Consider the following 11,963-nt stretch of genomic DNA (forward strand, 5'->3'; position numbering starts at 1 on the left):
CGGCTCCGCGCCGCCGCAGGACCGCTCATGTCCCCCCGCTCTGGAAGGAACAGCGCCTTGCGCGTACTGGTCGTCGAGGACGAGCAACTGCTCGCCGATGCGGTTGCCACCGGGCTGCGCCGCGAGGCGATGGCCGTCGACGTGGTCTACGACGGCGGCGCCGCCCTGGAGCGGATCGGGGTCAACGACTACGACGTGGTCGTCCTCGACCGCGACCTCCCGGTCGTCCACGGCGACCAGGTGTGCCGCGAGATCGTCGATCTCGGCCTGCCCACCCGGGTGCTGATGCTCACCGCCGCCGGTGACGTCAGCGACCGGGTGGAGGGTCTTGAACTGGGCGCGGACGACTATCTGCCCAAGCCCTTCGCCTTCACCGAGCTGACCGCGCGGGTCCGCGCGCTGGGCCGTCGTACGACCGCGGCCCTGCCGCCGGTCCTGGAGCGCTCCGGCATCAGGCTCGACCCCAACCGCCGCGAGGTCTTCAGGGACGGCGCGGAGGTGCATCTGGCGCCCAAGGAGTTCGCGGTCCTCGAAGTGCTGATGCGCAGCGAGGGCTCGGTGGTCTCCGCCGAGCAGTTGCTGGAGAAGGCGTGGGACGAGAACACCGACCCGTTCACCAATGTGGTGCGGGTGACCGTCATGACACTGCGCCGCAAGCTCGGTGAGCCTCCGGTGATCGTGACGGTCCCCGGTTCCGGTTACCGGATCTGATCCGCGTGGCGTCCCCCTCCGCCGGCTCCCCCGCGCCCGCACCGCCCTCGGCCCCGCCGACCCCGCCCAGGCCCCCCTGGGACCCGCTGCCGGGCGAGAGCCCGCTGCCCTGGCTGCGCCCGACCATCCGGATACGGCTGACCGTGCTGTACGGCGGCATGTTCCTGATCGCCGGTGTGCTGCTGCTGTGGATCATCTATCTGCTGGCGGCCCAGGCCCTGCACCAGGGCAGCGAGCCGCTGTTCACCGTCAACAGCGGCCGGGTCAACATCGTCAGCAACACCTGCCCGAGCCTGATCAACGAGACGGATTCGGGGCGCTTCAACTCCGCCCTGGCGCAGTGCATGGCCGTCCAGCGCGAGGCGGCGCTCAATGTGCTGCTCAAGCGCTCGCTGCTGGCGCTGATCGGCCTGGCCGTGGTCGCGCTGGTCTTCGGCTACGTGATGGCCGGGCGGGTGCTCGCGCCGCTCGGGCGGATCACCAGGACCGCGCGGGTCGTGGTCGGCTCCGACCTCAAGCGCCGGATCGAGCTGGACGGCCCGGACGACGAGCTGAAGGAGCTGGCCGACACCTTCGACGAGATGCTCGACCGGCTGGAGAGATCCTTCGACGCCCAGCGCCGCTTCGTGGCCAACGCCTCGCACGAGCTGCGCACACCGCTGGCGATCAACCGGACGCTGCTGGAGGTCCAGCTCTCCGATCCGGACGCCTCGGCCGACCTGTTGCAGCTCGGCAAGACGCTGCTGTCCACCAACGAGCGCAGTGAGCAGCTGGTCGAGGGCCTGCTGCTGCTCGCCCGCAGTGACAACGAGATCGTGGACCGCAAGCCGGTGGACCTGGCGGAGGCCGCCTCCCGGGCGCTCGACCAGACCCGCGCCGAGGCACAGGGCAAGGGCGTGGAGCTGCGCTCCCGGCTCGACGGCGCGGTCGTCCAGGGAAACGGCGTGCTGCTGGAAAGGATCGCCCTGAACCTGGTACAGAACGCGGTGCGGTACAACGTGGCGGAGAACGGCTGGGTCGACGTCTCCACGGCCGTGGAGGGCGGTCAGGGGCTGCTCGTGGTCGCGAACACCGGACCGGTCGTTCCGGCGTACGAGATCGACAACCTTTTCGAGCCGTTCCGGCGTCTGCGTACCGAGCGGACGGGAAGTGACAAGGGGGTGGGACTGGGACTGTCCATCGCGCGGTCGGTGGCACGGGCGCACGGAGGCGTCATCGTGGCCGAGCCGCGCGAGGGAGGCGGCCTGGTCATGCGGGTCGCGATCCCGTTGTGAACCGCGTCACGCCCAGGACGGCCACCGGCGACGACAGCACCGACGAGTGTTCGCTATGCGAGAAATTTCGCGGTCTGTTCCCCGCCGGGAACCGTTGTGATCGACAGCACATGCTATTGGAGGGACACCTACACACAGTGATCAAGACATTGGGGAAAAAGACCGGAAAATCCATGTTTCCCCAGGTCATGATCACGGGAAGTACACGTGATGGCACCCGCGACATACGACTTTCAGACTGTCGCGAGTGACGATCGGCCACCCGTGCGATCACCCCTTCGGGGGCGACCTTGGGTGTCGATTGAGTAACAGGCCTTGATGTGAGGCAAAATCTCCGCCTCGGGTCGGGCACAAGTCCGGCCTCCCGCGCGTTACGTGCGCTGGAGACACCGCAGACACCCACAGGGGGAGAGCGAAAAATGGCTACGGATTACGACACCCCACGCAAGACCGACGATGACGTCAACGAGGACAGCATCGAGGAACTGAAGGCCCGGCGGAACGAGAAGTCCACCTCCGCGGTGGACGTCGACGAGTTCGACCAGGCGGAGTCCCTGGAGCTGCCGGGCGCCGACCTCTCCAATGAGGAACTGTCGGTTCGCGTACTGCCCAGGCAGGCCGACGAGTTCACCTGCATGAGCTGCTTCCTGGTCCACCACAGGAGCCAGCTCGCGGCGGAGAAGAACGGCAACCCGATCTGCCGCGACTGCGCGGCCTGATCCGCGGGCGCGGTGACGGGCTCACGGCGGGACGGCCGGGCGGACGACGCCGGCCGGGCGCAGGACCAGGACCAGGACCGGGCACAAGGCCCGGTGGAAGGTCCGACGGAAGGCCGGGTGGAAGGCCGAGAAGGCGACGAGCGGGGCCGCAGGGCCTCGCTCGCGGCCACGACCGCGCGCGGGGCGCGCGGAATACGCAGCGGGGCGCGCTACGGCGGCAGGAAGGCGATGGCGGGCATGGGCTCGGTCGCCGAGCGGCTGATCGAGGTCGCCCCGCGCATCCCGGTGCGTGACCTGGCGACGCTGCGGGGGCAGTTTCCCGGTCTCGGCCCCGAGGACATCGCGGACCGGCTGATCGCCACCGCGGTGAAGGGCACCATGACCGTCGGCGCCGGTGTGGGCGCCGCCGCGATGCTGCCCACCCCGCCGGCGATGCCGGCCGAACTGACCGCCGAGACGCTCGGCGTCGCCGCGGTCGAGTTCAAACTCATCGCGGAACTGCACGAGGTCTACGGACTGCGTGTCCCGGGCAACTCCCGGGAGCGCGCGACCGCGTATCTGTGGTCCTGGACCGAACAGCGCGGTATCGATGTGCTGAAACTCTCCACGGTCAACGTGGCCCTGGGCAGCAGCATGAAGAAGGAGATGCGCCAGCGGCTGCTGCGCCGCACGCTGCGCAATATGCCGACGCTGACGCCGTTCATGATCGGCGCGGCCGTCGGCGCGGTGATGAACCGCCGCGACACCCGCAAGCTCGCCCAGCGGATCCGCCACGACCTGCGCGCCGCGCAGCTCCCGTGGCCCGAGCTGCCCGCCGTCGGCGCACCGGCCGACGCGGCCCTGACCGGCACGCTGTGGCAGCCGCCCGCCATCGAGCCCTGACCGGCCGCGGGCGCCCCCGCGGGGGCCGCCCGGCACCGTGCGGCCCGGCCGGTCCTACTGGGGCGCCTTCACGGCTTTCAGCGCCTCCGCGAGCCGCTTCGGCGAACGCGTCGACAGATAGACGTACGGCGTCGGGTCGTCCGGATCGGTCACGTCGACCTTCAGCGCCGTCGGCACGTACGAGCGCAGCAGCATGTACGCCCGCGGGTCGGCCTTGTGGGAGCGCCAGGCCACCGTCTCCGCCGCGTCGAGCACGGTCGCCTCGCCCAGTGCCGCCAGCGGGATCCGGGCCTTGCCCGCCACCAGCGAACCCGCCACCACCCGGATCCGCGCGGACCCGTACGAGCTGACCGCCATCATGGCGACGGCCGCGCCGGCCGCGAGCCCGGCCAGCATCGGCAGCGGGCCGAACGGGAAGAGGATCAGCGCCATCGCCACACCCACCCCGGCGGCCAGGAACCACCAGGAGCGCGGCACGGTGAGACGTTCGTCGTAAGGCTGCATGGCACCAGACTGCCATGCGGTCCTGTGCTATCTGCCGCGAAGGCGCGCCAGCGCACGGGTGACCCTCGGCGGCGCCTGCCGCAGCCCGGTGGCGAGCTGCTTCGCCCAGTCGGAGGCCGCCGTCGGCGCCACCGCGTCCAGCACCGCGGTCGAGCGGGCGCCGCCGCCCACCAGATAGCGCGGCAGCGGGTGCCGGGCGGTCAGCGCCTTGCGCACCGCGAGCGCCACCGGGCGCGGCCCCGGCAGGTCGCGGCTGCCGCGCAGCACGTCCCCGGCCGCCGCGTACTGCTCCTGGTACGCCGACGCCCGCTCGTCGGGCAGCAGCCCGGCGCCGGTCTCCCAGATCCCGGTGCCGTAGGAGCCCGGCTCGATCAGCGAGACCTGCACGCCGAACGGCGCGGTCTCCATCCGCAGCGCGTCCGTCACCGACTCCAGGCCGCGCTTGCTCGCGCAGTACCAGCCGAGCATCGGCAGCGACACCCGCCCGGCGATCGACGACACGTTGACGATGCGGCCCGCCCGCCGGTCCCGCATCGCGGGCAGCACCAGGCGGGCGATCCGCGCGGGCGCCACCAGATTGGTCTCCAGCTGGCGCCGTACCTGCTCGTCGTCCACGTCCTCCACCGCGCCCGGCTGCGCGAACCCCGCGTTGTTGACCACCGCCCACGGCCCGCCGTCGGTCATCGTGGCGATCTCGGTGAACGCCCGGACGCAGGACGTCGCGTCGGCCACGTCGAGCACCGCGGTGCGCACCGCCGCGCCGGTACGGTCGACCGCCGCGCGCAGGGCCCGCGCGTCCCGGTCGTTGCGGACCGTGCCGATCACGTCGAAGCCGCAGTGCGCCAGCTCCAGCGTGATGGCACGGCCGATGCCGCGTCCGGCTCCGGTGACGACGACGGACTGGCCTACTCCTGGGGACATGCGCGCGCTCCGGTGCTACCAGATGACAACGGGGGGACTGCGGGGGCGGTACGAGGGTGGTACAGGGGGCGGTTTCCGCCGGCCGCCGGGCGGCTCCCCCGGGACCAACGGACACCGGCAGGGAAAGGATCCCGCGGAAGGGTAGGGTCTCGGGCGTGAGTGGAGCGAACACACCCAGAAGCGCCGGACGGTCGTCGTTGACGCCGCCGCCCGACGCCACCGCGCCCACGCGGCACCCGGACGCCCCGGCGCCGGGCGAGCTGCTCGGGGCGCACTACGACCAGTGCTTCGGCTGCGGCGAGGGTCTGCCGCACGGGCTGCACCTGGCGGCGCGGGCGGGCGAGGGCGTCAGCGTCACCGCCGAGTTCACCGTCAAGCCCGCCCACCAGGGCGCGCCGGGCCTCGCCCACGGCGGGGTCCTGGCCACGGCGCTGGACGAGACGCTGGGCTCGGTCAACTGGATGCTGCGCGCCATCGCCGTCACCGGACGGCTGGAGTCGGACTTCCTGCTGCCGGTCCCGGTCGGCGCCACGCTGTACCTGTCGGCGCGCTGCACCGCGGTCGCCGGACGCAAGATCTACAGCTCGGCCGAGGGCCGGATCGGGGGCCACGACGGGCCGGTCGCGGTCCGCGCGGAGGCGCTGTTCGTCGAGGTCAAGCTCGACCACTTCACGCAGAACGGCCGCGCGGAGGAGATCCGCGCGGCGATGTCGGACCCCGACCAGGTGAAGGTCGCCCGCGCCTTCGAGGTGAACCCATGAGCCGTGAGCCGCTGCGCCTCGTCAGCGAGGTGAACCCGTGAGCACAGAGCGACAGCCGGTGGACGTACTGCTGCACCGGCTCGACGAGTCCGTGCCCGTACCGTCCTACGGGCATCCCGGTGACGCGGGCGCGGACCTGACGACCACGCTGGCGGCGGACCTCGCGCCCGGTGAGCGCGCGGTCCTGCCCACCGGGGTGTCGATCGCCCTGCCCGACGGGTACGCGGCCTTCGTGCATCCCCGCTCCGGGCTGGCAGCGCGCTGCGGTGTGGCCCTGGTGAATGCCCCGGGAACGGTGGATGCCGGGTACCGTGGAGAGATCAAGGTGATCGTCGTCAACCTCGATCCGCGCGAGACCGTGCGGTTCGAAAAAGGTGACCGGATCGCCCAACTGGTCGTCCAGCAGGTCGAGCGGGTCCGTTTCCATGAGGTGGCGGAGCTGCCCGGCTCTGCCAGGGCCGCGGGGGGCTTCGGCTCCACGGGGGGTCATGCCGCGGTGGAGACGCCGTCGGCCGACACGTCCAGAGTCGGATTCGCATCGGTCGTTGCAGACCGGGAAGGACAGTGACCGTGTTCCGTCGTCGCAAGGAGCGCGAAGACGATCTCGACGAGCTCGACGAGGCCGCAGGCCCTGACGAGCAGGTCGAGGACGCCGAGGAGTCGGACGACTCCGGTGAGTCCCTCCGGTACAACCTTCCGCCCGCCCCGAGGCCCGACGGCCCGTGGGACCTGAGCGAGGTCAGTGAGCCCGGCGAGGGCCGCGTCGACCTCGGCGGACTGTTCGTGCCCGGAGTCGAGGGCATGGAGCTGCGGGTCGAGGTCGCGGGCGAGTCCATCGTCGCCGCGACCGTGGTGCTGCGGGACAGCGCCGTGCAGCTCCAGGCGTTCGCCGCCCCCAAGTCCGAGGGCATCTGGGGCGAGGTCCGCGAGGAGATCGCCGCCGGTATCACCCAGCAGGGCGGCATCGTCGACGAGCTGGAGGGGCCGCTCGGCTGGGAGCTGCGGGCCCAGGTGCCCGTCCAGCTCCCCGACGGCACCAATGGCGTGCAGCTCGTGCGGTTCATCGGCTGCGACGGCCCGCGCTGGTTCCTGCGCGGGGTGATCTCCGGCCAGGGCGCGGTGCAGCCCGCCGCCGCCGGTGTGCTGGAGTCCGTCTTCCGCGACACCGTGGTGCTGCGCGGCGACACCCCGATGGCGCCGCGCGACCCGATCGTGCTGAAGCTGCCGAACGACGCGCAGATGGTGCCGGACGGCGCCGCGCCGACCGAGCAGGGCGAGCCGTCGAAGTTCGGCGACGGCATCGACCCGCTGCGCCGCGGCCCGGAGATCACCGAGCTGCACTGAGGCGTCGCTCCGCGTACGCGCCGTTCGCGGCCTTCGTGGCCCCTCGTGGCCCGGATCCGTTCCCACGGGTCCGGGCCACGGCGTTTGCGCGTACCGTCCACGGCGTTTGCGCGTACCGTACGGATACGCGACGGCCGTACGGTGGCCGGCGCGCCGCGGGCGGGGGCCGGCAGGGGACGCGGCCAGGACGGGGAGGACGCATGAGCGAGGGGTCCACGGGACGTGCGGCGACGGCGGTCGCGGACGGTCCGCCGTCCGGGGACATGGTCGTCGTCGAGGATCTGCGCCGCACCTACGGCAGCGGCGACACCGCCGTGCACGCCCTGCGCGGTGTCTCGTTCTCCGTCCCGCGCGGCGAACTCGTCGCGCTCAAGGGCCGTTCGGGCTCGGGCAAGACCACCATCCTCAACCTCGTGGGCGGTCTCGACAGCCCCGACGGCGGCCGGATCATGCTCGACGGCACCGATCTGGCCTCGCTCGGCGACGACGAACTGCTCGCCCTGCGCCGGGACCGTATCGGCTTCGTCTTCCAGTCCTTCGGGCTGCTCCCCATCCTCAGCGCCGCCGAGAACGTGGGGGTCCCCATGCGGCTGCGCAAGACCCCGCCGCGGGAGCGCGAGGAGCGCGTCGAACTCCTCCTGGCCCTCGTCGGCCTCGCCGACCACGCCGCCCAGCGCCCCGGCGAACTCTCCGGCGGCCAGCAGCAACGCGTGGCCATCGCCCGCGCCCTCGCCAACCGCCCCGTCCTGCTCATCGCGGACGAGCCCACCGGGCAGCTCGACGCCGACACGGGCCTGGCCGTCATGGAGTTGCTGCGCGCGGTCGTCCGCAGCGAGTCCGTCACCGCCCTCGTCGCCACCCACGACACGCAGCTCCTCGCCCTGGCCGACCGCGTCCTGGAACTGCGCGACGGGCAGATCGTCCAGACCACGGACTGAGCGGCCTGACGCGGGTCAGGCCGGTACGGATCAGGCCGCTTTCCGGGTCAGGCCGCTTTCCGGGTGAGACAGCTCCGGGGCAGGCCGCTTTCCGGTCAGGCCGCTCCGGCGAGCAGTGAGGCGGCGTCGGCGAGGACGAGACCGGCCGCCCCGCGGACCTCGGCGCCGTCCCCGAGACCGCCGGTGACGATCTCCAGGCCCTCCGCGGCGGAGGGCAGCGTGTGGCGGCGGACACCGGCCCGCATGGGTTCGAGGATGTCGGCGCCCGCGGCGGCGAGGTCGCCGCCGACCACGATCAGGCGCGGGTTGAGGAGGGTGACGAGCGTGGCGAGCGCGCGGCCGACGGCGTCTCCCGCGTCGCGGACGGCGCGCAGGGCGCCGGTGTTGCGGTCCCGGATGAGGGCGGGGAGGTCACGGGGTGCGACGGTCTCGCCCCAACTGTCGGACAGCAGGCGGGCGATGGCGACCGGACTGGCGACGGTCTCCAGGCAACCGCGGTTGCCGCAGCGGCAGATGAGGCCGTCGGTGATGAGCGGGAGATGGCCGATCTCCCCGGCGAGGCCCCGTGAGCCGAGCAGGAGGCGGCCGTCGCTGACGATGCCCGCGCCGATACCGGCGGAGAGCCGGACGTAGACCATGTCGCCCGCCTGCCGTCCGGCGCCGTACATGCGCTCGGCGAGGGCGCCGGCGTTGGCGTCGTTGGTGACGCGGACCGGCAGCGAGGTGCGGTGGCGCAGTTCGTCGGTGAGGCGCAGTCCGACCCAGCCGGGCATGATGCCCTCGGCGCCGAGGGCGCCGCTGCCCTTCTCGACCGGGGAGGCGATTCCGGCGCCGATGCCGAGGACGCGTTCGCGGGCGACGCCGGTCTCCTGGAGAGCGCGGCCGACGAGGACGGCGACCAGGTCGAGGGTCTCCTGCGGGGCGCGGTCCACGTCCTTGGCGACCCAGTGCTCCCACAGGACGGCGCCGAACAGGTCGCAGAGGATGACGCGTACGTGCTGGTGGCCGATGTCCGCGCCGATGGCGTAGCCCGAGCTGGGGACCAGCGAGAGGGACTGGGCGGGCCGTCCGGTGCGGCGGGGCTCCGGCTCCTCGGGGCCCTCGTCCTCGGTGACCAGGCCGACGGTGATGAGGTCGGCGATCAGCGAGGAGACGGTGGCCCTGGACAGGCCGGTGACGCGCACGAGTTCGGGCCTGCTGCTGCGTGCGGTGGTGTGCAGGGCCTCGAGGACCCGGAGCCTGCCGACCTCGCGGAGATTGACTGGAGTGTCGATCACTGCCCCCCGGATGTGTGACGTCTCGGCAACCGCACGGTGCCCTGTTGCCGTCACCGACGTCAAGAGCCTTGACTTATGCCGAAGTTCAGGCAGAAACTGCCGAACTGTTCTATCCGGCGCCGTGAGTTTCAGTCGATGCCGGATGAATAACGATTCACGGCCCGTACCAGGAGCGGCATTCCGCCAGGAGGACGTACGTGACGACGACACCACCCCCGGTCCCCGCGCTGCGGATCGGCATGGTCGGCCATGCCTTCATGGGCGCGGCGCACTCCCACGCCTGGCGCACCGCGGGCCGCTTCTTCGACCTGCCGGTACGGCTCGAACTCACCGCCGTCTGCGGCCGGTCGGCCCAGCGGGCGGCGTCGGCCGCCGAGCGGTACGGCTGGGGGTCGTACGAGACCGACTGGCGGGCGCTGGTGGCGCGGCCGGACATCGACGTGGTGGACATCTGCACGCCGGGCGACAGCCACGCGCGGATCGCGGAGGCGGCGCTCGCGGCGGGCAAGCACGTGATGTGCGAGAAGCCGCTGGCCAATTCGGTGGCGGAGGCCGAGGCGATGGTCGACGCGGCGCACAAGGCCCGGCAGGCCGGGGTGCGTTCGATGGTGGCCTTCAACTACCGCCGGGTGCCCGCGCTGGTGCTGGCGCGGCGGCTGATCGAGGAGGGCAGGCTGGGCACGATCCACCAGGTGCGGGCGCAGTACCTCCAGGACTGGCTGGTCGACCCGGAGTTCCCGCTGGCCTGGCGGCTGCGCAAGGACCGCGCCGGGTCAGGGGCGTTGGGCGATCTCGGCGCGCACAGCATCGACGCGGCGCAGTATCTGACGGGTCAGCGGATCAGCTCGGTCGGCGCGCTGCTGGAGACCTTCGTGACCGAACGGCCGCTGCCGGAGTCGGCGAGCGGCCTGTCGGGCAAGGGCGGTTCCGAGCGCGGCCGGGTCACGGTGGACGACGCGGCGCTGTTCACCGCGCGGTTCGACGGCGGCGCGATCGGCGTGTTCGAGGCGACCCGTTTCGCCACCGGGCACAAGAACGCCATGCGGATCGAGGTCAGCGGCTCGCGCGGCACGCTCGCCTTCGACGCCGAGTCGATGAACGAGCTGGCCTTCCACGACCGTTCCGAGGACCCGGACACCGCCGGTTTCCGCCGCGTCCTGGTCACCGAGCCCACCCACCCCTACCTTGACGCGTGGTGGCCGCCAGGCCATCTGATCGGCTACGAGCACTCCTTCACGCACCAGGTGCGCGATTTCGCCGAGGCGGTGGCGGGCGGTACGGATCCGCGGCCGTCGTTCGCCGACGGGCTCCAGGTGCAGCGGGTGCTGGCGGCCGTGGAGACCAGTGCGGCGGCCCTCGGCGTGCACATCCCGGTGCCCGCTCCTCAGTCCTGAAGCCCCGATCCCTGGAGGACGCACATGGCCCGACCCGTCACGCTCTTCACCGGCCAGTTCGCCGACCTGCCCTTCACCGAGGTGTGCGCGCTCGCCTCGCGGTGGGGGTACGACGGCCTGGAGATCGCCTGCTGGGGTGACCACTTCGACGTGGAGGCGGCGCTCAGCGACGACGCGTATCTGCCGCGGCTGCGCGACACCCTGGACAAGCACGGACTCAAGAGCTGGACCATCTCCTGCCATCTGACCAGCCAGGCGGTCTGCGACCACCCGATCGACGAGCGGCACCGCGGCATCCTGCCCGCCCGTATCTGGGGCGACGGCTCGCCCGAGGGGGTGCGGGAGCGGGCGGCGGAGGAGATCAAGAACACCGCGCGGGCCGCCGCGGCCTTCGGCGTGGACACCGTGGTCGGCTTCACCGGTTCGTCGATCTGGCACACGGTGGCGATGTTCCCGCCGGTGCCGGAGGAGATGGTCGACCGCGGATTCGCGGACTTCGCCGACCGCTGGAATCCGATCCTGGACGTCTTCGACGAGGTCGGGGTCCGGTACGCGCACGAGGTGCACCCGGGCGAGATCGCGTACGACTACTGGACGACGGTGAGGACCCTGGAGGCGATCGGCCACCGCCCGGCCTTCGGGCTCAACTTCGACCCCAGCCACTTCGTGTGGCAGGACCTGGACCCGGTCGGCTTCCTGTACGACTTCCGCGACCGTATCTACCACGTGGACTGCAAGGAGTCGGTCAAGCAGTTCAACGGCCGCAACGGGCGGCTCGGTTCGCATCTGCCGTGGGGCGACCCGCGGCGCGGCTGGGACTTCGTGTCGACCGGGCACGGCGACGTGCCGTGGGAGCCGGTCTTCCGGATGCTCAACAGCATCGGGTACGAGGGGCCGATCTCGGTGGAGTGGGAGGACGCGGGGATGGACCGGATGACGGGCGCGCCCGCCGCGCTCGCGCACGTACGGGCGCTGGCCGCGATCGAGCCGCCCGCGGCCTCCTTCGACTCGGCGTTCAGCTCGTCCTCATGAACGTCTGGGATCGTCGCTGACGTCCTGCGGCTCCTCCCGGCGGGCCCGGTCCTGACAGGCTGGCCTGCCGGGCGGCGCTCGGCGCGGCGGGCCCCCCCCCCGGGGGCGGGGCCCCCCGGGGGGGGAGCCCCCCCGCCCGCACGCGCAACCCGGGCAGGCGCCCCGGGGGGGGGCCCGCCGGGTGCTCACCGGGGGGCGGGGGGTGG

The 11,963-nt window shown here is 72.3% G+C and carries 13 protein-coding genes; 10 read left to right on the forward strand and 3 right to left on the reverse strand.

Annotated features, from left to right (window positions below; all coding sequences use genetic code 11):
- The first annotated feature begins 57 nt into the window (after positions 1–57).
- From ACIOC1_RS30550 to ACIOC1_RS30565, 4 genes are all read left to right on the forward strand, one after another.
- Positions 58–711 (forward strand): response regulator, encoded by a 654-nt coding sequence (locus tag ACIOC1_RS30550; RefSeq protein ID WP_391163844.1) that lies wholly within the window; start codon positions 58–60, stop codon positions 709–711.
- A 5-nt stretch (positions 712–716) separates the two neighbouring features.
- A complete protein-coding gene (locus ACIOC1_RS30555; protein ID WP_355338466.1) occupies positions 717–1,985 on the forward strand; it encodes a HAMP domain-containing sensor histidine kinase in 1,269 nt (422 codons plus the stop codon).
- A gap of 419 nt (positions 1,986–2,404) precedes the next feature.
- Positions 2,405–2,704, forward strand: a complete 300-nt coding sequence (locus tag ACIOC1_RS30560; protein ID WP_103884889.1) for a DUF4193 domain-containing protein — start codon at positions 2,405–2,407, stop codon at positions 2,702–2,704.
- 117 nt (positions 2,705–2,821) lie between these two features.
- Positions 2,822–3,586: a hypothetical protein gene (locus ACIOC1_RS30565; RefSeq protein WP_355338463.1), complete on the forward strand. Its 765-nt coding sequence runs from the start codon at positions 2,822–2,824 to the stop codon at positions 3,584–3,586.
- A 54-nt stretch (positions 3,587–3,640) separates the two neighbouring features.
- On the opposite strand, the gene ACIOC1_RS30570 is transcribed toward ACIOC1_RS30565, so the two are convergent.
- Together ACIOC1_RS30570 and ACIOC1_RS30575 are read right to left on the reverse strand one after the other, a co-directional pair.
- Positions 3,641–4,090, reverse strand: coding sequence for a DUF3093 domain-containing protein (locus tag ACIOC1_RS30570; RefSeq protein WP_355338460.1), 450 nt, complete (start codon positions 4,088–4,090; stop codon positions 3,641–3,643).
- A gap of 27 nt (positions 4,091–4,117) precedes the next feature.
- Positions 4,118–5,011, reverse strand: a complete 894-nt coding sequence (locus tag ACIOC1_RS30575; protein WP_355338457.1) for an SDR family oxidoreductase — start codon at positions 5,009–5,011, stop codon at positions 4,118–4,120.
- Between the two features lie 155 nt (positions 5,012–5,166).
- Here ACIOC1_RS30575 and ACIOC1_RS30580 point away from each other — a divergent pair, with 155 nt between their 5' ends.
- The 4 genes from ACIOC1_RS30580 (at position 5,167) to ACIOC1_RS30595 (ending at position 8,054) form a co-directional block, all read left to right on the forward strand.
- A complete protein-coding gene (locus tag ACIOC1_RS30580; RefSeq protein WP_355338454.1) occupies positions 5,167–5,772 on the forward strand; it encodes a PaaI family thioesterase in 606 nt (201 codons plus the stop codon).
- 37 nt (positions 5,773–5,809) lie between these two features.
- Positions 5,810–6,340 (forward strand): dUTP diphosphatase, encoded by a 531-nt coding sequence (dut, locus tag ACIOC1_RS30585; RefSeq protein WP_188282019.1) that lies wholly within the window; start codon positions 5,810–5,812, stop codon positions 6,338–6,340.
- A gap of 2 nt (positions 6,341–6,342) precedes the next feature.
- The gene (locus ACIOC1_RS30590; RefSeq protein ID WP_355338451.1) at positions 6,343–7,116 is read left to right on the forward strand and encodes a DUF3710 domain-containing protein; all 774 of its coding nucleotides are present in this window, start codon (positions 6,343–6,345) and stop codon (positions 7,114–7,116) included.
- 200 nt (positions 7,117–7,316) lie between these two features.
- Positions 7,317–8,054, forward strand: a complete 738-nt coding sequence (locus ACIOC1_RS30595; protein ID WP_355338448.1) for an ABC transporter ATP-binding protein — start codon at positions 7,317–7,319, stop codon at positions 8,052–8,054.
- Between the two features lie 95 nt (positions 8,055–8,149).
- Here the strand turns inward: ACIOC1_RS30595 and ACIOC1_RS30600 are convergent, their stop codons facing one another.
- Positions 8,150–9,331, reverse strand: coding sequence for an ROK family protein (locus tag ACIOC1_RS30600; protein ID WP_355338445.1), 1,182 nt, complete (start codon positions 9,329–9,331; stop codon positions 8,150–8,152).
- A 239-nt stretch (positions 9,332–9,570) separates the two neighbouring features.
- Here ACIOC1_RS30600 and ACIOC1_RS30605 point away from each other — a divergent pair, with 239 nt between their 5' ends.
- Both ACIOC1_RS30605 and ACIOC1_RS30610 read left to right on the forward strand, forming a co-directional pair.
- Positions 9,571–10,725 carry a Gfo/Idh/MocA family oxidoreductase gene (locus ACIOC1_RS30605; RefSeq protein WP_355338795.1) on the forward strand — a complete coding sequence of 385 codons (1,155 nt, stop codon included), beginning with the start codon at positions 9,571–9,573 and terminating at the stop codon, positions 10,723–10,725.
- 24 nt (positions 10,726–10,749) lie between these two features.
- A complete protein-coding gene (locus ACIOC1_RS30610; RefSeq protein WP_355338442.1) occupies positions 10,750–11,757 on the forward strand; it encodes a sugar phosphate isomerase/epimerase family protein in 1,008 nt (335 codons plus the stop codon).
- Positions 11,758–11,963 lie beyond the last annotated feature (206 nt).

Origin of the sequence: Streptomyces sp. NPDC088197 (assembly GCF_044741185.1) — a bacterium.
Lineage (GTDB): Bacteria > Actinomycetota > Actinomycetes > Streptomycetales > Streptomycetaceae > Actinacidiphila.